Source organism: Thermogutta hypogea, assembly GCF_055386265.1.
This window is the reverse complement of the sequence record NZ_AP042425.1, coordinates 2,329,054-2,347,609: the sequence shown is the minus strand read 5'-3', so window position 1 is coordinate 2,347,609 and position 18,556 is coordinate 2,329,054. Positions and strand designations below refer to the sequence as shown.

General features: G+C 61.1%; 14 protein-coding genes. 5 read left to right on the top strand and 9 right to left on the bottom strand.

Features of this window, described 5'->3' with window-relative positions; genetic code table 11:
• Positions 1-80: 80 nt before the first annotated feature.
• The gene (gene uvsE / locus ACZ5B4_RS08450) at positions 81-1,001 is read right to left on the bottom strand and encodes a UV DNA damage repair endonuclease UvsE (protein ID WP_464910786.1); all 921 of its coding nucleotides are present in this window, start codon (positions 999-1,001) and stop codon (positions 81-83) included.
• Positions 1,002-1,453: 452 nt separating this feature from the next.
• Between uvsE and ACZ5B4_RS08445 the strand changes: the two genes are divergently transcribed.
• The 5 genes from ACZ5B4_RS08445 (at position 1,454) to ACZ5B4_RS08425 (ending at position 9,820) form a co-directional block, all read left to right on the top strand.
• Positions 1,454-2,767 (top strand): Gfo/Idh/MocA family protein, encoded by a 1,314-nt coding sequence (locus ACZ5B4_RS08445; protein WP_464910785.1) that lies wholly within the window; start codon positions 1,454-1,456, stop codon positions 2,765-2,767.
• Positions 2,768-2,887: 120 nt separating this feature from the next.
• Positions 2,888-3,856, top strand: a complete 969-nt coding sequence (locus tag ACZ5B4_RS08440; protein ID WP_464910784.1) for a sugar phosphate isomerase/epimerase family protein — start codon at positions 2,888-2,890, stop codon at positions 3,854-3,856.
• Between the two features lie 69 nt (positions 3,857-3,925).
• Positions 3,926-4,498, top strand: a complete 573-nt coding sequence (locus ACZ5B4_RS08435) for a DJ-1/PfpI family protein (protein ID WP_464910783.1) — start codon at positions 3,926-3,928, stop codon at positions 4,496-4,498.
• Between the two features lie 792 nt (positions 4,499-5,290).
• Positions 5,291-7,498, top strand: a complete 2,208-nt coding sequence (locus tag ACZ5B4_RS08430) for a LamG-like jellyroll fold domain-containing protein (RefSeq protein WP_464910782.1) — start codon at positions 5,291-5,293, stop codon at positions 7,496-7,498.
• Between the two features lie 810 nt (positions 7,499-8,308).
• Positions 8,309-9,820, top strand: a complete 1,512-nt coding sequence (locus tag ACZ5B4_RS08425) for a sulfatase family protein (protein WP_464910781.1) — start codon at positions 8,309-8,311, stop codon at positions 9,818-9,820.
• Between the two features lie 61 nt (positions 9,821-9,881).
• On the opposite strand, the gene ACZ5B4_RS08420 is transcribed toward ACZ5B4_RS08425, so the two are convergent.
• The 8 genes from ACZ5B4_RS08420 to ACZ5B4_RS08385 all read right to left on the bottom strand — a co-directional run bounded on the left by ACZ5B4_RS08420 (position 9,882) and on the right by ACZ5B4_RS08385 (position 18,494).
• A complete protein-coding gene (locus tag ACZ5B4_RS08420; RefSeq protein WP_464910780.1) occupies positions 9,882-10,511 on the bottom strand; it encodes a hypothetical protein in 630 nt (209 codons plus the stop codon).
• Positions 10,512-10,632: 121 nt separating this feature from the next.
• A complete protein-coding gene (locus ACZ5B4_RS08415; RefSeq protein WP_464910779.1) occupies positions 10,633-11,061 on the bottom strand; it encodes a hypothetical protein in 429 nt (142 codons plus the stop codon).
• Positions 11,062-11,147: 86 nt separating this feature from the next.
• On the bottom strand, positions 11,148-12,548 hold the full coding sequence (locus ACZ5B4_RS08410; protein ID WP_464910778.1) for a HEAT repeat domain-containing protein: 1,401 nt from the start codon (positions 12,546-12,548) through the stop codon (positions 11,148-11,150).
• A gap of 144 nt (positions 12,549-12,692) precedes the next feature.
• Positions 12,693-13,394: a HEAT repeat domain-containing protein gene (locus ACZ5B4_RS08405; RefSeq protein WP_464910777.1), complete on the bottom strand. Its 702-nt coding sequence runs from the start codon at positions 13,392-13,394 to the stop codon at positions 12,693-12,695.
• Positions 13,395-13,505: 111 nt separating this feature from the next.
• Positions 13,506-14,726, bottom strand: a complete 1,221-nt coding sequence (locus ACZ5B4_RS08400; protein ID WP_464913987.1) for a Gfo/Idh/MocA family protein — start codon at positions 14,724-14,726, stop codon at positions 13,506-13,508.
• A gap of 207 nt (positions 14,727-14,933) precedes the next feature.
• Positions 14,934-15,797, bottom strand: coding sequence for a segregation and condensation protein A (locus ACZ5B4_RS08395; protein WP_464913986.1), 864 nt, complete (start codon positions 15,795-15,797; stop codon positions 14,934-14,936).
• Positions 15,798-15,866: 69 nt separating this feature from the next.
• Positions 15,867-16,970 carry a mannose-1-phosphate guanylyltransferase gene (locus ACZ5B4_RS08390; RefSeq protein WP_464913985.1) on the bottom strand — a complete coding sequence of 368 codons (1,104 nt, stop codon included), beginning with the start codon at positions 16,968-16,970 and terminating at the stop codon, positions 15,867-15,869.
• A gap of 66 nt (positions 16,971-17,036) precedes the next feature.
• Positions 17,037-18,494, bottom strand: coding sequence for a UTP--glucose-1-phosphate uridylyltransferase (locus ACZ5B4_RS08385; RefSeq protein ID WP_464913984.1), 1,458 nt, complete (start codon positions 18,492-18,494; stop codon positions 17,037-17,039).
• Between the last annotated feature and the right edge of the window lie 62 nt (positions 18,495-18,556).

Sequence of the window (18,556 nt, the reverse complement as noted above, 5' to 3'; positions counted from 1 at the left end):
CCGGCGATAACACAAGCCGAGGGGCTTGTGATTCTCTCAGCCCGAGCCGGGCGGGGACATCGCCGGGAGGACTCGGCGGATCAACCCGGATCTCGAATTGCGACGCGGCGGCGCGTCAGGTCTTGTCGTAATTGCAAAACCGCTGCCTCCTTCGCCTTCGCCTCCACCTCCACCGTGATTCTTCGCCGGCGCCAGCAATCCGGGAAGTCCCGAACGTCGATGAAATCGTGATGCCGCTCGGGCTTCGTTCCTTTCCAACCGTCGAGCGGCGATGAGATGTGGAACAACGGCTCGCGGTCCCAGGTGGACGCGGCACGATCGGTGGCCTCTTCCACAGAAATACCGTCCGGGTTGCAACGGTGATGATGCACGTCGTAGACGAGCGGAATCCCCTCGGCCCGGCAAAGGGGCAAGAGATCGGTCGGAGTGTAAGTCCGATCGTCGTTCTCCAGCGTCAAGCGGGATCGGGCACGGAGTGACAAATGCTTAAGGTTGTCCGCGAGCCGGCGCAACGATGCCGCCTTATCGGCAAATGCACCGCCGGCATGAATGTTGATCACATCGGCGTTGACCCATTCGGCCACCTCGGCTTGGTACTCGATTTCCTCCAGAGATTTCCGCACGACCTCAGGCCGGGGGGAATTGAGCACGACGAACTGGTCCGGATGAAAGGTCGTTCGCAGGTCGTGTTCGCTCGCGAATCGCCCGCAATCCCGAAGCCGACGCACGATCTCTTCGCCGTTGGGAAGGTCTTCCACGGCGTAGCCGAGATCGGGGTGTGTTTTGAGGGGCAAGATTTGACTCAAGATGCGAAAGCACCCGATGCCGTTTGCAACGCAGAATCGGAAGGCCTGCATCAACGAGTCGGCATTGGCCGAGCAGAGGGCGGCGAGTCGCGCCGACGCCTCCGAACGGGATAGGCGAGCGACAGCCGCAGCGGTGGTCGTACGGAATCGGATGGGTTCCTTGCGGAATATGCAGCACAGTCCCAGGCGGATCATGATCGCCTTTCCTGACGAGGTCCGACTTCGAGAGCCGCTTGTTGGCCTGCGGTGTTGCGCTGCCCGGACGAGAGTCGCACTTCTCACTTGGCGGAGACCCGGCCGAAGCCGATGTTCGCGCGACGGCTATGGTTGCGCGATGGTGTCAGCCCATCGGGTGCATCTCGCCGTTGCGCCGCCCCTCTTACCGCGGGCCGCCGCGGTTGGGCGGTGCGGTGCCGATTCGGCGGCGAGTCGGATATCTCGCGAGATGATCGCCTTTCGCGTAACGTCGCAATCTTCGATCGATTCCATCACGTCATCTCGTTGACAGGGCTTCGAATACCGGAACATAATGACGGCCGCAATCTCGGCAAGCAAACCCCGGTTGAACGCCGCATCCGATTGAATGCGGTGGCCATTCCCTGTTTTGTACGAAATACCTCCCATTTTGGATCAAGTTGGAGCGAATTATGGGAAACATCAGGACCGGTCGGCGCGGATTTATGATGGGAGTGGCGACGGCGGCCGCTGGTACCTTGGTGCCGCCGCGCTTCATTTCGGCAACCGCCCTGGGTATGACGGAGGCCGGCTCGCCGAACGAGCGACCGGGCATCGGCGCCATCGGAATGCGCTATCAAGGGACCGTGATCACGCTGATCGCTCAAAACCACGGCAAGGTCGTGGGCATCGCGGATGTGGACCGCAACGTACGCGAACAGGCCCGGGCGGGATTCGGCAGCACGCCGCTCATCTTCGAGGATTATCGGCAATTATTGGATCGCAAGGATGTGGATGTCATCCTCATCGGCGCCCCCGACCATTGGCACGCCAAGATGACCATCGACGCGTGCCGAGCGGGCAAAGACGTTTACGTCGAAAAGCCGATCACGCTGACGATCGACGAGGGCAAGATCATTCGCCGGGTGGCGGAAGAAACGGGCCGCGTGATCCAGGTCGGTTCATGGCAGCGGAGCGATGCGCGTTACCGCCTGGCTGTCGAGCTGGTGCGCGCGGGACGCTTGGGAAAGCTCCGCAAAGTATCGGTGGGCGTAGGCCCGAACCCCACGGGCGGACCGTTCCCCGAACGGCCCGTCCCCGCAGCCCTCAATTGGAATCTGTGGCTGGGACAGGCACCGGAGGTGCCCTACGTGGAAGAACGCTGCCATTACACATTCCGCTGGTGGTTCGAATACGCGGGGGGCAAGGTGACCGATTGGGGCGCGCACGACGTCGATATCGCCCAATGGGGTATCAACGAGTTGCCGGTCGAGATCGACGGCCAAGGCAAGCTCCCCAACATTCCCAACGGCTATAACGTGCCGATCGATTTTCGCGGCATCGTTCGCTATCCGAGCGGTGTCGAACTGTTGGTGGACGAGCAAAGCCGGGTCGGCGTCCTGTTCGAGGGAGAGCAGGGACGGTTGTTCGTCAACCGGGGAACGATCACGGGATCGCCCGTGGATGCACTCCAAGACGACCCTTTGCCTCGCGACCGATTCCGGCTCTATGACTTCGACAATCTCTCGCGGCCGGAAAGGGTGGGAAAATTGGACGCCATCGTCAACCACATGGGCAATTTCTTCGATTGCGTCCGCGAGCGGCGGCGCCCCATCTCCGACTGCGAGAGCCAGCATCGTAGCGCCACGACGTGCCACCTGATCAACCTGGCGATTCGCCTCGGCCGGCCTTTGCGATGGGACGCGCAAGCGGAAACATTCGTGGGGGACGCCGAAGCCGACGCCATGCTATCCCGGCCGCAACGCAAGGGGTTCGAGGTCGTTTGACGGCCGCAGCGGCATAAAAGGCGGCCGCGGCGGGTTGGCGGCGCACGGAGGCGTTTCGCTTCCTTCGTTCTTTCGGTTAAACGACGGCGGCATCCGGACCTGGTGCTGGAACGGAGAATTATGAATCTCAAAAAGCAGGGTAGGAAAAGGTGGACGAGGCGAGAGTTTGCGGCGGCTACGGCCGCCGGGGCCTTGGTTGTCGGTTCGATCCGGAGGGCGCAGACCGCCGAGGCGGTGCCGCCCGCCGCGGGGGCCTTTCGTCTCAAGTATCTCCTGGCCTCCTGCCTTTACGGTTACACGGATGTGAGGGAAATCTTGCCGGAGGTCGGTAAGACCGGCGCGCGGTATCTCGACTTGTGGCCCAAAGTCCACGGGAGTCAGCGCGAGCAATTGGATGAGATCGGAGAATCCGGCTTTCGGGATTTGCTGGAACGGAGCGAAGTGAAGCTGGGCTGCCTCACGCGCTACGATCTTGGGCCGTTTCGGCTGAAAGAGGAAATGGAATTGGCCGAACGGATGGGGTGCGGTCTGATCGTGACGGGGGCCGCCGGGCCGAAGGGATTGTCGGGCGCGGATTTGAAGCGCGCCGTCGCGGAGTTCGTCGAAGCGATGAAACCGCATCTTGAGGTCGCTGAAAAATGCGGCGTCACCTTGGCCGTTGAGAATCACGGCAACAGCCTGATCGAGTCACCCGACTCGATGAAATGGCTCGCCGAGTCGGCCCCCTCCCCGCGGCTGGCAATCGCTTTCGCCCCGTATCATTTGCCGCAGGATGCCGACTTGCAGGCGGACTTGATTCGTGCCTTGGCTGACAGAATTGCCGTCTTCTATGCCTGGCAGCACGGCAAGGGTTGCATGACGGCCATGCCGCCGGAGGACGAACTCTTGCAGATGCCGGGCAGAGGACCGCTGGACTTTCGGCCTCTGCTTCAAGCCCTCCGCAATGGGAAGTACTCGGGGTTTACCTCCATCTTCATGCACCCCTATCCCCGCGGACGGCTGATCCGAGAGACGGTGGCGGAGGTCACGGAGGAGGTGAATCGGGCGAGGGCGTATTTGGAGCAATGCCTTGCGAGCTGCGATTCGTAGGTCCGACGCTCGTGGCCGGCGAAGATATCCAGGCCGCATTTTAAGATTGCGATGACGGAGATTCGATTCATGGAGCAAGTCCTGATTGTTGTCGGCGATGCCACCGAAACCGTGGATACGCTGTATCCCTATTACCGTTTGATCGAGGCGGGCTTTCGTCCCGTGGTGGCGGCCCCCGAGAAACGGCGCTATCAGATGGTCCTCCACGAAGTGAAGCCTGGTTGGACCATCACAAAAGAATGGGAAGGGTACACCATTGAAGCGGACGTTGCCTTCCGTGACGTGCGGCCCGAGGAGTATGCCGGCATCTTCTTCTCCGGCGGACGTGCGCCGGAGTATTTGCGGTACGACGAAGACTTGGTCCGCATCACGCGGCACTTCTTTGAGACGGGAAAGCCGATCGCGTGCGTTTGTCACGGCGTAGAGATTCCGGCCTATGCCGGGTGCGTGAAGGGCCGGCGAATGGCGACCGTTCCCAAATGCCGATTCGATCTGGAAGTGTGCGGCGGCATTTTCGTTGACGAACCATGCGTCATCGACGGAAACTTGGTGAGCGGACGCACCTATCACGATCACGGGCATTACATCGGTCCGTGGATTCGGATGCTGGAAGCCCGGCGCGGGAAAGCCGCCGATGCCTGAGCAGGAATTGCGAGGGCGGTTCCCCACCATGCTTGTGCGGTACCGGCGGGTGCAGGTTTCGCTGCGGTAAGGTCGCCAGAGCAGTACTGCGTACCTCCGCAACGTCCGTTTTCGACGGGAAAATCAAGTATTGGAGGGGTTTCATGGGGCCGACGATCGGTCTGCATAGGAGGACCACGCGCTCTCGGTGAGGCTCCATGCTCCACGCACCCCATCAGTCGCATCCCTGTGGTGGCCGCGCCGGTTAACCTGGCGAAACTCCCACCAAGTCCGGTTCCCACAGGCAGGTGTATGCCGTCAGTAACTTCCGCGGATGCGATCGTACGCAACTCACTTCATTCGTTTTCCGATTCTTCACGCGCCAACCGGTCACCGTTACCTTTTCTCAAGAAGCGTGCCGCAGCATTGTGGGCGAGCGATCCTGGTCCTGCCCCCCGGGGACGGGCCTTTCCATGCGGGGCCGTTACTCGTCGCAGTGCCTCGCCGCCCCCCGTGGCACGGCCCGGCGTGAATCGAGAGCCGCCGTCAATCCCGATGATTGCTTAACCTTTCCCGCCCTTCGCTTTCGCTGCCGGTTTCCGGTTCACGCAAGCGTTTGCGGAGGGAGAGGATGTGGCTGCGGAAAGGGCAGGTTGCAAACAGCTCACCCAATTGCTGACAATCCCGATTGCGGGGGGTAAACTTCACACCGCCGGGCGATTCGAAACGACTTTGCAGAGGTCCCGGGAAGCATCAATTTGTTTGAGCGTTGGTCCGGCCATGCAAGATCCGCAATTTGAGAGGAATACGGTCATGATGAAAGACTCCGCGAAGCATGCAATCACCTGGGGTCGTGCGGCTGCCACAACCCGGTTGTTTATCCTTCTTGCTGCCTTTTCGTTGGGGCCCGCTCTCGGATCAGCTCAGATCAAGGTCGCGGAGTTTCAGCCGGATGTACCGGTTTGTCGGGCGGGGCGACCTATCACTTTGCAACTGACACTGGGCAATGACGGTGACCGCGACGAAGAGGGAACGGTTGAACTTCTCTTGCCGCCTGTCGTGGAACTTATCAATGGGGACCGCAGCACAGCTTTTGCGTTTCGCGACGGGGCGGGGGAGGTCACCCTGTCGTGGACGGTGCAGGCTTTCAAAGAAGGCCGGCACGATTTGGCGGTCAACGTCAACCCGGCAGGTGGAACGCCGCTTGGGCAAACACTCAGTCTGCTCTTCTTGCCCGCTCTCGCCGTCCAAAAAGCAGACAAAATCCCGGAGCCACAGCCGGTGGTTACGGACATGCTGGTGGGTGCCCACAATTGTCCCCTGTGGGAAAAAGACAGGCCGGAAATGTGGAGAAACGTCATCCGACATCCCGAAAGGACGCCGGCCCTGGGATTCTATTGCCAGGAGCAACCGGAGGTTGCCGATTGGGAAACAAAATGGGCCGTGGATCACGGGATTTCGTTTTTCATCTATTGTTGGTACCGAGCTAGCCAAGGTGGGCCCGTGGAAACCCGGCTGTCCAGTGCCATTCACGAGGCCCTATTTCACTCCCGATTTCAAGACAAGATACGATTTACCATCATGTGGGAGAACCAGAATCGGGGGATTGCCGGCGTTGCCGATGAAGAGGACCTCCTCCAAAACCTGCTGCCCTACTGGATCGAGAATTATTTCCGCCGTCCGAACTACCTGGTCATGGACAACAAGCCCTTGCTCTTCATCTATCGGCCGGAGTATCTCATCCAAGACCTGGGCAGCATCGACAAGGTCGCTCAAGCCTTTGCCAAGGTCCGTGAGCTCTGCCGCCGGGCGGGATTCGACGGGGTATACCTCCTGGGCGAATACCGTGGGACCAACCCGAAACACCTGCAACTGATGAAAGACCTGGGGCTTGATTACACATTTGCCTACGTTTGGCCGATCCCGAATAACCCCAGTCCCGAGGAAGCCCTCCGCGCCCAGATGGACTATATCAAGAAAACGCAGGAATTGAACATCTTGCCGCAAGTAATTACGGTCTCCCAGGGATGGAGCGGTTGGCGCGATGAAGGCTCCATCTGGAAACTCCCGCCGGAGGATTTCGAAAGGCTGATGCGGGAAGCGAAAGCCTTCGCCAAGACGCTACCTTCCGAGCAATTGGGAAGTCGCATCATCCTGTTGGATAATTGGAACGAGTGGGGGGAGGGACATTACATCGCGCCCTATCGAGAATTCGGCTTTGGCTATTTGGATGCCGTCCGTCGCGTTTTCGCCGGCGACGCTGCGCCGCATCTTGACCTCCTTCCCGAAGATCTTGGCCTTGGTCCCTATGATTTGCCGATTCGCGCGTATTATCAGCGGGAACGGGAGATTCGGCAAACGGCTCGCAGGTGGGTGAAACCCATCGTCACCGACGAAGGCCTGGTCGCTTACTGGACGTTCGACGAAAACCAAGATGAGGTAGCAGCGTTGGACTATTCCGGTCATCGCCTGGGAGGGACGCTCCACCAAATCGAACGCGTGAAGGGATGGCGGGGGATGGCCCTCGATTGTCGCGGCGGCTGCATGATCGTTCCCACCGACGACCGACTCCCGGACTGGTCGCAGTTGTCGGTGGAATGCCGGATTCGTACCGATCAGCCGGAGCAGGACAACAGGTGGATCATCAATCGGGTCTTCGGCGGTGCGGAGACGTCGGGCTTTCGTCTTGGCATTCTTCAGGGGAGACCCAGCTTGCAAATTCCGGTTACGGCCTGGAGTCATCATTTGGTGGGAAATCAGCCCTTGCCACAAGGCCGTTGGGTCCACCTTGCCGGCACGTTTGATGGGACCACCATGCGGCTTTATATGGATGGTCACGAAGTCGGCACGATGGAGCGCCCCGGGAGTGTCCGCAATAACAACCGCCCCATCGTTGTGGGTAACTTTGACGTGGACCACGCCGCCCACTTTGTGGGTGAACTGGATGAGGTGCGACTGTATAGCCGCGTGCTGACACCGGAGGAAATCGCCTCGCGAGCCGCACAGACGGGGGAGGATTGACTCAGAAAAACGGAGTTTGTGCCGGTGTGGGCATAGCGCGGTCAAGCCTTGCGTTTCATGCGTCGTGGGGGCGAAAGGTCGCGGCTTGGTGCCCATGGTAGTGATTTCGGCACGCTCTTGTCAGCGGATTCTGGCGCGGGGATTATCTGTCGGCGATGGCGGATTTCCTGCCTCGTTGGTTCGTTGTCGCTGCGGTCATCATGGACTGAGGAGGACTCAATCCTGTCCCCAGTCACGGGAAAGAAATGGGGCGAATAGCCTAAAAGCGCGACTCTTTGCCTTTTGTCGGCTGGAAATAAGCCCGCATCGGTAGAATCGGCCGGCCTCAGTCGGGACATAATTCCGGCCGGTAAAACACGGATGCACCTCGTGACAATTCACTTCCCTGTGCGTTTTGCCTCAGGACCTCTGCAAAATGAGCCCTTGAGGGAGAAGCCGAGGATGGGGAGCGTATCCTGGAGACGCCGTGCTTGGCCCGCAAAGCCAGACCGAAGGCCCGCGGCGCGTCTTTATGCACCGCTTACCCCGCCGGAATTGATGGCCGCGTTGGTCAAGCCGGGATGAATCACCACCAAAAGCGGTCGCCATAATGTGGTGTATGCGGTCGGTAACTTCCGCGGACGCCCGCGTATGCAACTTACTTCATTCGTGTTCCGATTGTTTGCGTGCCGCTCAAGCACCGTCACTTTTTCTTCGGAGAGAGCCGATTGGTGACAATCCCGATGGTGGAGGATAAACTTCTCGGTTCGAGGAGATTCGGATTGACTTTGGCGAGGTCTTGGGCGAATAACCAGCAAGAGGAGGCCGAAAATGCTTAGCCCACGATTCCAGGTTTTGACCTTCGCGGTTCTCTTGAACGCAGTCTTTGCCGTCTCTGCCGGGGCGAGCGACACGCAGGGCGGCCGGGGCGATTTGCCCCATGTTGTGCTCATCTTGGCAGACGATTTGGGCTACGGCGATCTCTCTTGCTTGAATCCGGATTCCAAGATCCGGACACCGAACTTGGACCGACTTGCTCAAGAGGGGATGAGTTTCACCGATGCCCACACGCCTTCGTCGGTGTGCACGCCGACCCGCTACGGGCTTTTGACGGGGAGGTATGCGTGGCGGACGCGACTTCAGTCGGGGGTCTTGTACGGGTTCGATCGGCCTTTGATCGAACCGAATCGCACGACCTTGGCGTCGTTATTGAAGTCTCACGGGTACGCAACGGCCGCCGTGGGCAAATGGCATTTGGGGCTGGGTTGGCAGTCGGCCCAGGGGACGCCGGTGACCGACAAGGACTATACGACCGACGATCCGGGCGTCGATTTCACCCGTCCCATCACAGAAGGACCGCTGACGGTCGGCTTCGACTATTTCTTCGGTATCGCCGCTTCTCTCGACATGGCGCCCTACTGCTACATCGACAATGACCGTGTTACCGCCATCCCTGAAGAAGATACGCAAGGGCAGGATTTTCCGATGAATTGGCGTGCCGGTAAGAAATCGCCCGATTTTGAACACGACCAGGTCCTATCCGTCTTGACGGAAAAAGCCGTCGGCTGGCTGACGGAGACACATAAAAAGTCACCCGAGCGACCTCTTTTCCTTTACTTTCCGCTGACGGCCCCCCACACGCCCGTGTTACCGCTTCCGGAGTTCCAAGGAAGGAGTCAAGCCGGTAGTTACGGAGACTTCGTCGTTCAAGTGGATCACGTCGTGGGCCGGGTTCTGAAGGCGATTGACGATTTGGGAATACGGGAGAATACGCTGGTCATCTTCACCAGCGATAACGGCTCAACGATGACCATTCGCCCGTTCTTTCAAAAGTATCAACACGCCACCAATTACCACTTTCGCGGCCAAAAGTCGGACATTTGGGAGGGCGGCCACCGCGTACCGTTTCTCGTCCGCTGGCCGGGCCGGGTCGAACGCGGGACGACCTGCGAAGCCGCGATTTGCTTGACCGATTTGTTGGGCACGTTCGCTCAGATCGTGGGGGATACGCTGCCCGAAACATGCGGCGAGGACAGCTTCGGGTTCTTGCCGCTGCTGACCGGTGAAGCCCGTACGGTCGATCGGCCGCCCGTCGTGATGCACTCGATTAACGGCAAATTCGCCGTGCGTCGGGGCGATTGGAAATTCCTCGACTGCCGTGGTTCCGGTGGGTGGAGCTTGGCCGAAAACCGCGTGCCTGATGGCGCGCCGGCGGGACAGCTTTACAACCTTCGCGACGACATCGGTGAGCAGGTGAATCTTTTCCAAGCTCGGCCCGAAATCGTTTCCGAATTGCGCGCCGTGCTCGGTACGATCCGCGAATCCGGTCGCAGCGCTCCCTGAGGGACGAGCCGCGACATGCGAGAGGCCCGCACCAACGCCGCGACGGCGGCGGTGCGGCGATTCATTTCGCACCCACAACGTGCGGATTCGTGATACGGAGGGGGCGGACGGCCTCGCTGTTCTCCCAGCGAACGACCGCGGTCCGATCGCCGGCTTTCGACATGTTGCCGGCTTCATCACGTTCTTCCGTCGTCGCTCGTTCCGCAAACGGATTCAAAACCAAGATAGGAACGGCGTGACGCGGCGGCGTGACAATGGAGAGATGCTCATGAGGGGTGACGGAAGAACGAGTGAGCGGCATGGCGTGGTCGGGGGAAAACCAGAACCACGGCCGCTGCGCGGCGTAAAATGCTAGGCGCCCGGGCGGCCACAGGCGTGCGACATCGGAACGATAGAGGAATCGCCCGTTCGAGATCAGCGTTCGGTAGCCGTAGTGCGTGACGGGGTAGCGTACGAAATACGGCCGCGAATCGTACTCCTCGGTGAAGTTGGGCCAAATCGCCCGGTAACAACCGGGAAACTCGGGGATTCGGATTGCACCCAGCGACGAAACTCCGCCGATCGGGAATCCCGCGAATCCTTGGCCGAACCGCTCTCCGGCGGCTAACCGTGCGCACTTCCCGGTATCAACGGGGACCCAGCAGAGGGCAGCGGCTAACAGCAGCGGCGTCGCGAAATCGAATCGCAGCATTGGAACCCGTCCCGCCAAGGCGTCTGAGAAAAGCACCGCAAAGTCGTCTTTTCTTCAGGCTAATTGCGGTTCTCGGGGAATTCAAATGCGGATCGTTTCCGGTGGGAGGTCTCCGCGCATCTCAAGTTCCGCTGCCGGCATCAGATCGGGTATCGGAATCGTCGGAACTCCCATTTTGCGAGGGGCTGCCGGCGGGCACCGCGGAAGGCTCGCTTCCGGCCGCCGGTCCGTCGGCGGCAGGTTCTTTCTGGGCCGGTACCGGCAAGTTCGGGCTTTGCCGCATCATCGCCTCACGCATCTCGTCCTCCTCGGTTCGCGGGGTAACCTTTTCCCCGTTCGGTAGAACGAACGGCTCTCCCATGCCGGGCAGATTCGGAACCGAGAACTCCAGTTCCCCCAAGTCCTCAAGCGGGGGCCGAGAGTCACAGCCGGAAAAGCCGGAAAAGATTGCCGCGAACATCAAGAGCAGGAGGAACCCGGCCGCTTTCGGCCCGATTCGCCGCGAAGGAAGATAGCGGCACGGAAACAGATGGAAGGCGATGCGAGTCATGGCGATGCACCTTGTGATAACCTAGACTTGGTCCACAGGGGGCAGATACGTGGAATGCCGTCCGGCGGTTCGTTCCGCCCGTGGAATCATGGCGAAGCCTTGGGACGAACCCAAGTTTGGCCCCTCTTGTACCGATTGGCACGCTCCACGACGATAGGGTCCTTGCTGGTTCGGATGACGGCGTCCAGGGCCGATTCGAATTCGGGCTTGTTGGCGTCGCGGAGCTCCCGGTGGTGGGCCAGCTCCACGATCGACTCGCACGCTGCCTGGGCATAGGCGGGTTGGTCCAGAAACGTGACCAGATACCTCAGCGTAGCCACGTCCCGGATCGCTTGAGCGCGTTGGAGGACCAAGATGCGTTCTTCGTCCCGAGTGCTGAGTTTCATGGCCGATTTCAGCAACTCGAGTTTCTGGGAGTTATCGCGGTCGTCTGCCAAAGGGGCGACGCGAATCAAAGCCCGCAGGCAGGTCGTGCGGTGGGAAGCATGAGGGTCCCGCTCCGCCAATTCGATGAGGAGGTCGGCGACGGAGCCGTTCGGCCAATTGGCGATGGCGCGAATGCCGGCCTCGTGCCAAGCCGGATCTTGCGATCGCAGAGCGGCTTCGATTTTTGTGAAAGCCGTTTTCCCGCCCACACGGCCGAGCGTGGGGAGCAAGAGGCGTTGATCGCCCTCGCTGAACCGCTCCAGGGCTGAGGTCAGCGTGGTGTCCCGCCGCTCTTCGGGGATTCGCCCGCAGAGGAACATGACGGCCTTTTCCGCCGCTTCGCGATCGCGGCCCGCCGGCAGAGCGAGTACGATTCGCAACATCGGCGCAAGCTGTTCCGGTCCGGCCAGCTCGCCCAACGCGGACAAGGCCGTATTTCGCTTGAGGGGATCCGCGCCGGCGGCTAGCTCCAACAACCGGGGCACGGCGTTCGTGTCGCGCCGTTCCACCAGCAGTTGGATCAAATCCGTAGCTTGGTCCCCGGTTGCCTTATCGACCGCGGCCAGAATCGTCTTACCGGCTTGTTCGCCGGGCAACCTCGCCAGCGCGAAGCGGGCCGCGATTCGCTCTTCTTCAATCTCCGCCCGGAGCGAAGGCAGGATGACTTCGGCGTCGCCGGCTTCGCCGAGGAATGCCAACGCGCGGATCGCCGCTGCCCGGACTTCGGGCCGGTGGTCGCCCTGGAGCAAGGACAGGATGGCGGGGCGTGCGGCCTTGTCGCCCCGATTCGCCAAAGCCCCCAGCAGGCCGACTTGGGCTTCCGGAGCCAGTCGCGGCAGTTCCTCGGCAAAGCGCCGCGTGAAGACGTCCCCCTTCAACTCGCTGCGAATCTGCTCCAAGGCTAATCCCCGGATGTCGCGGTCCGAATCTCGCAGGAATTCCAAAACCATTTGCAAGGCTTCGGTGTCGGCGCCGGCGGCAACTTCAGCCGAACACGTTGCCCGCGAGACGGCAAGCATCAAACACGGGGCGAGCAACCAAGCGTAGAAGAACCGCGCCATCAAAATAGACTCCCGGCCGGATACGTGAATGGAGGGGAAGACGGATGCGACGCAATTCGCGGCGGCGGTGCGATGCGGAAACCGAAGCGGTTCGCGGTCGGCCGCACCCGTCTTCCATGTCTGGGGAAACTTCAAGGGCAACGATTACTCCGATTTACCGGCGGCGGCCAACATACCGCGCGTGGCGGCCAAGCGGACCTGTTTCGGCTGATCTTCGCCGGTCAGCTTTCGGTACAGGACGATCGCCTGGGCCTTTTCGCCTTTGGCCAAGAGAGCCTCCGCGCAGGCGAGCACGGCGTCCGCGACCGCGGATCGCGCTCCTTCGGATACGGCGACGGAAGTTAAGGTCTGGGCTGCTTCCGCGGTGCGAATATCCCCCAAGGCGAAGGCGGCCGCGCGGGCCGTGTCCGTATCGGAATCCGTCAGCAGCTTCGCCAGAGCCGGCACCGCCGCCGTGTCTTGACGCACGCCGAGCGATCCGATCACACCGATCCTGAGTTGCCCGCTCAGATTCGGCAAGGCTTCGCGCAGGGCTTGAGCGGCTTCGGGCGACTCGATCCGTTCCAGCGCGTACCGGGCCATGTGCGAGTTTTCGGCGTCCGCCAGCAAGCCGGCCAGAATCGGGACGCTTGCGGCAGTCCCGATAATCGTCAACTTGCGACAAATGAAATCCTTGGCGGCGCGAGAAACTCCGCTTTGCAGCGAGTCCAGCAGCTTGGTTTCCAATTCCCGGCGCGCGGCCGCGTCGCCGTGGGAAGCCGCGATCGTATCGTCGATCGGCTTCAATACCTTGGGGTCGGAACCCCAATCGAACGTTTTCAAGGCTTCAAAAGCGTCTTCCAACATGGCATATCCTCGCTTGGGAAAATGGTGATTCAAACGATGTGGTTGCCGGTAAGGCGGTTTTCGACCGGAAGGGACGCACGCCGTCGTGGTAACCCGTGGTCATGCCGGACACTACAAGACCCACGGTTCCCGGCGGGCACGGTCGCGCAGTCGGTCGGCCTCGGGATCGTTCACGAATTGCTGATTCGCCGCGTCCCACTTCAACGACCGTTTGAGCGTGTAGGCGATGATGCCCAAGTGGCAAACGGCCATGGTGTTGATCGCCAGTTCGATGTCTCGGAACGGTTTCTCGCGCGTCTTCACACACTCGATGAAATCGCCGTAAATGCCGCCGGTGCCCTTGTAGCCGGGGACGGGCTTGGGATCGCGGCGTTCGCCGGGCGTGCCCTCCACTTGGAGGTTGCCCGTATCGGGACGATTGTGGTAGAGCACGATGCCGTTGGGGTAATGGTACTCGAGGAATTCGCGCCCGTTCTCGTTGTGATAGATGACCTCTTGGGGTTGCAATTCGCGGACGTCCACGGCGAAGGTGGCGCCTCCGAAGTGGTGGGCGCCCCAATCCGTCATTCCTCCGCCGGAATAGTCGATGTACGATCGCCAGCTCCCGCCGCTGGTGCCGAAGTTTCCGTCGCAGCGCGCTTTGTTGTACGGAGCCCACGGCGCCGGTCCGAGCCACATCTCCCAGTCGATGTCGTCGGGAACCGGCTCGGCGGGCAAATAGCAGGGCTGCGACAGGGGGCCGACGTTGACGTTGATCCACCGGATCGTCCCCAACTCCCCGCCCCAGCATTTGTTGACCACGTCGCGATAGTCTTCGAGCACGCGCTGGCTGCCGCCGGACACGACGCGGGCGTAGCGCCGGGCGGCCTGGACCATCAAGGGCCCTTCGCGAAGCGTCCGCGTCTCGGGCTTTTGGCAATAAACGTCCTTGCCGCTGCGGCAGGCTTCGATCACGATGATGGCGTGCCAATGGTCGGGCGTGGCCACGTGCACCGCGTCGATGTCGGTTCGAGCCAGCACGTCGCGGAAGTCGTTGTAGGCCTTGCAATCGCCGTTCTGATAATGCTTATCGACGTTGGCTTTGGCCTGTTCGCGAAAACTCTTGCGAACGTCGCAGACGGCCACGTATTGGACGTCGGGGCGGCCGAGGAAGGCTCCCATATCCCCGCGCCCCATGTTGCCGATGCCGATACCTCCCATCACGATGCGTTCGCCGGCCGGCGGGGTCTCGCCGTCGCCCAACGCCTTTGTTGTGATGATATAGGGCAACGCCACGGCGGCGCTTGACGTCTTCAAGAAACTCCGCCGACTAGTCCTGGATGAAACGCCCATGGATTTCTCCTTTTCGGAAAGCACGATGCCGCGGAGCGTCTCCCGCTGAGACGAAGCCGAACCGGGCAGGAAGGACAGCAATCCATTTAAGCCCCGTTGCCGCGGAAAGTCCATAACCGCGTGCATGTTCGCACGCCGTCGGGTAATCGCCCGTGGACGGCGGAGAAATGCCCGTGAGGCGTTCCATGATTCCGAAACGCAGGCACTTCACGCGGAGGGGGGATCGTCCTCGGGTGCGACTTCGGATTGCAACGGAGCTGCCGCGGACGGATCCGGCGACGCCGCATCGCCCGATTCCTCGTGCTCCGGCCGGGCACGGTAATCGGAAACGTCCTGCCATGATGTGTCCGGGGACGCGTCTTCTCTTAGGTACAGATGAATCTCACCGAAGAGTTCTCCCTGTTCCAACCGGACCTGGCCGTGGCGAACCAGCTCCAAGCAGGCCAGAAAAATGCCGATCAGCGTGGACTTGTGCATCCCTTTTTCGAACAGCCGGCTGAACGAGATATGCCGCTCGGTTTGCAGACGGCGATAGATACGCTCCATGAAGACGCGGATCGGCGTGTCATCGTAAACGATGGCCGGAGCAGCCGCGGAATCCAATTCCTTGACGATGCGGACGAAAGCGTTGACCAAATCCCAGAGTTGGACGTCCTGGAGCGGCTCCTCGGCCGGATTGCGTTCTACACTACCCAGATCGTCGGAGAGCCGGCGAAAGGTCTGCTGCCAGGCCCGTGCCTTCTCCTCCAGTTCGTACGCCGCGTCGCGATACTTTTTGTATTCCAAAAGGCGACGGACCAGCTCGTCGCGGGCCGGCTCTTCCGCCTCGATCGCGGATTCTTGGTGCGGCAGAACCTCGTGGGATTTGATCTCGGCCAACCAGCCGGCCATGGCCAGGAATTCGGCCGCCGTATCCACGTCGAGCGACACGCCGGAATCCAGGTATTCCAGGAATTGCTCGGCGATCCGGCCGACCGAGATCTCGGTGATTTCCAGCTCGTTCTTACGGACGAGGTAAAGCAGGAGGTCCAACGGCCCGCGGAAGACATCGAGCTGTACGCGAAAATCCATGTTTTGCAGCTCGGAAGGCAGGACTTGCGGCGCGCAGAGGCGTTCACGATACGACTTCAGAATACGCCGCTAAACGAATTCCTTCCAGTCCGACCTCTCCAGTTCCGCCAAGACCTTGCGAATTTCCTCCTCCCGCCGTTTGTCCGCGACCAAAGTGGCGTCGGGGGTGACCACGATCACCAGATCATGCGCTCCCAGCACCGCGACCAGCCGACGCGGATCGCGGCAGCGGACGATATTGCCGGTGGCTTCGATGAGGAGGGCCTTTTCGGCGGCGATGGTGTTGTTGTTCGAGTCTTGCGGATAAAGGCGTTCCATGGCCCGCCAGCCCCCCACGTCGTCCCAAAGAAAATCGGCTTCGATCATGACCACGTTGTCGGCCTTTTCCATGACGGCGTAGTCGATCGAGATTTTCTCCATGGCCTCGAACTGGCCATCCAAGATTTCGGCGAACTTCGGGCCGTCCGCGGCCGCGGCGATCCGTTGCAGTCGCTCATGCACTGCGGGGCGATACCGGCGGAGGGCCTGCAAAATCGTGTCCGCGCGCCAAACGAAGATTCCGGCATTCCAAAGGAACTGCCCGGACGCAAGGTATTCCTGGGCGGTCTCGGGGGCAGGCTTTTCACGGAAGCCGGCCACGGTGAACACCCGCGGCGGGTTTTCGACGCCCGCCAAGGCCGGCGCGGGCACGGCCTCGCCGCGCTGGAGATAACCGAATGAGGGCGACGGATACGTCGGCACCACCCCGAAGGTGACGAGTCGGGACGGATCCTCGCTGACCAGGGCTTGGGCCGCGCGAAGGGCGGCGCGAAATCGCTCCGGCGGTTCGATGATGTGGTCGGCAGGCATGACGACCATCACGGCCTCCGGGTCGCGCCGCAAGAGGTGCACCGCCGCCAAGCCGATGCACGGCGCGGTATTGCGGGGATAAGGTTCGCAAACGAAGGCATCTCGCGGTAGCACCGACAACGACTCATGCAGAGGCCCCGCCAGATCGCGGGTCGTGGAAATCAGAATTCGATCCAAGGGCACCAGGTCGCCCAGCCGATCCACGGCATTTTGAATCAACGTGCGATCTCCCCGAATCGCGAGGAGTTGCTTGGGCTTGGCCGCACGACTCTCGGGCCAAAGCCTGGTTCCCGTTCCTCCCGCCAAGATTACCGCGTGCAACATGGTTGGGAGTCCTCGCGCAAATCGTTTTTGATCCCGTGGTCACTCGCGAGACGGTCCGCAGGGCGTCTATTCGGCCGGAATTGCGGCCGTGATAGGTCCCTCGGGGCCGAAATAAGTGGGTGCTGCGATTCGCGTGCCTCGCGGCAGTTTTTGCGACAGCTCCCAGGAATCCACCGCGAAAAGCGGGCTGATCTCGACGATCGGCTCTCCGACCGTTTCACATCCGGCTTCGCCAAGCCAACGGCGGCACTTGGCCGACATTCGGTCTCGCACGTATTCCGGCGTATCGCGCTCGGCACCCGGGGCGTTTTTCAGGGGGGCGAATTGATCGTCCTCGTCCACCTCGATCACGATCGCATGCTTGGCGTGCGGAATGAGGTCGAAGATGAATCGCTCGAACTTGACGGCGTTGGGGGTTTCCGGTCGCACCTCCGCCTTTTGCACGGGGTCGTAATACGTCACTTTTTTGAGCGCGACGTGAAAGGGCAGGAATTCCGCCAAATCGGCCGCGCGCGAGAGAAAATCGACGTCGATGACGTGGACTCCGATGCTGCCCGCCCACAGCAACGGATTGCCGTCCGGCCCCGGCTTGGTGGACAAATCCTCGGGAAGGTCGCTGTATTCGACGACGTGCAAGCGGTCGCCCACCTGGACGACATTGCCGACTTTATCGAGAGGCGTTCGCTTGGCGACCACCAAGGTGGACATCTCCGATCCGGAAAGGATGTGCCAACCGATGAATTCCGGGGCTGCCACGTCCAGAAGCGGGTTGTCGACCTGAAAATAGAATAGGTGGCGGATGCCCTCTTGCCGGAATTGCTGCAAGATGCCGCTGCGATGGATCGCCGCAAGCATGCCGCCGTGGCCGTCGGGGCTGAGAGCCGGCGTGTCCGGTCCCGCCATCAGTATTTTGCCCGTGTGGGCGTCCACCGAAGGCATGGTTCCCTGACAAAAAACGTGCAAATCATCGCCCAACCCGAAACGCTCGTGCCGTTCGAAATAATCGACCGTTTCGGCGTAGGTGACGGGACTGGTCATCAGGGCCAGCGGAATGCGGCGGCCGTAGCGTCTTGTTCGGGCGAGAATCTTTTCCGCGAAGATTTGAAAAAGAGAATGGCGGGACAAGGGGCCGATGGGGAACATTCCCTTGGGGTGCTCGAACCCGAGCCGCGAGCCTTGGCCGCCCGCGACCAGGACGCAGGCCGCACGTCCGCCTCGGAGGGCCTCTTCGCCGCATTCCACGGCCGCCTTGCGCCGAGCGGCGTCGGCCCGATCGCTCAGCCTCGGTCCGCGCGGAGAAGTCGCGTTTTGCAAAAGAGAGCCGAAGTCGGGCTTGTTCTCGCGATCTTCATAGAGCCGGCGAATGAGGTCGAAGTCCACGGCTTGAAGCGATGCGAGCAACCTCTCGCGGCGGTCCGGAGATAGGTCGTTCCACGCAGCCAAAAGGTGATCCTGGCCGTATTCCGCCAATCGACGCGTCCAATACTCGTATGAATCGAATCCCGTTCTATCGGATCCCGACATCATTGACACTCCATCAATCCGCAGGAGTTGTCCGCGGACGACTTGCGATTCCAGCTTCTAGT

Bases quoted from the DNA above. Each gene is read 5' to 3' on its own strand.
- uvsE (WP_464910786.1), bottom strand. From the start codon at position 1,001: ATGATCCGCCTGGGACTGTGCTGCATATTCCGCAAGGAACCCATCCGA.
- ACZ5B4_RS08445 (WP_464910785.1), top strand. From the start codon at position 1,454: ATGGGAAACATCAGGACCGGTCGGCGCGGATTTATGATGGGAGTGGCG.
- ACZ5B4_RS08440 (WP_464910784.1), top strand. From the start codon at position 2,888: ATGAATCTCAAAAAGCAGGGTAGGAAAAGGTGGACGAGGCGAGAGTTT.
- ACZ5B4_RS08435 (WP_464910783.1), top strand. From the start codon at position 3,926: ATGGAGCAAGTCCTGATTGTTGTCGGCGATGCCACCGAAACCGTGGAT.
- ACZ5B4_RS08430 (WP_464910782.1), top strand. From the start codon at position 5,291: ATGATGAAAGACTCCGCGAAGCATGCAATCACCTGGGGTCGTGCGGCT.
- ACZ5B4_RS08425 (WP_464910781.1), top strand. From the start codon at position 8,309: ATGCTTAGCCCACGATTCCAGGTTTTGACCTTCGCGGTTCTCTTGAAC.
- ACZ5B4_RS08420 (WP_464910780.1), bottom strand. From the start codon at position 10,511: ATGCTGCGATTCGATTTCGCGACGCCGCTGCTGTTAGCCGCTGCCCTC.
- ACZ5B4_RS08415 (WP_464910779.1), bottom strand. From the start codon at position 11,061: ATGACTCGCATCGCCTTCCATCTGTTTCCGTGCCGCTATCTTCCTTCG.
- ACZ5B4_RS08410 (WP_464910778.1), bottom strand. From the start codon at position 12,548: ATGGCGCGGTTCTTCTACGCTTGGTTGCTCGCCCCGTGTTTGATGCTT.
- ACZ5B4_RS08405 (WP_464910777.1), bottom strand. From the start codon at position 13,394: ATGTTGGAAGACGCTTTTGAAGCCTTGAAAACGTTCGATTGGGGTTCC.
- ACZ5B4_RS08400 (WP_464913987.1), bottom strand. From the start codon at position 14,726: ATGGGCGTTTCATCCAGGACTAGTCGGCGGAGTTTCTTGAAGACGTCA.
- ACZ5B4_RS08395 (WP_464913986.1), bottom strand. From the start codon at position 15,797: ATGGATTTTCGCGTACAGCTCGATGTCTTCCGCGGGCCGTTGGACCTC.
- ACZ5B4_RS08390 (WP_464913985.1), bottom strand. From the start codon at position 16,970: ATGTTGCACGCGGTAATCTTGGCGGGAGGAACGGGAACCAGGCTTTGG.
- ACZ5B4_RS08385 (WP_464913984.1), bottom strand. From the start codon at position 18,494: ATGTCGGGATCCGATAGAACGGGATTCGATTCATACGAGTATTGGACG.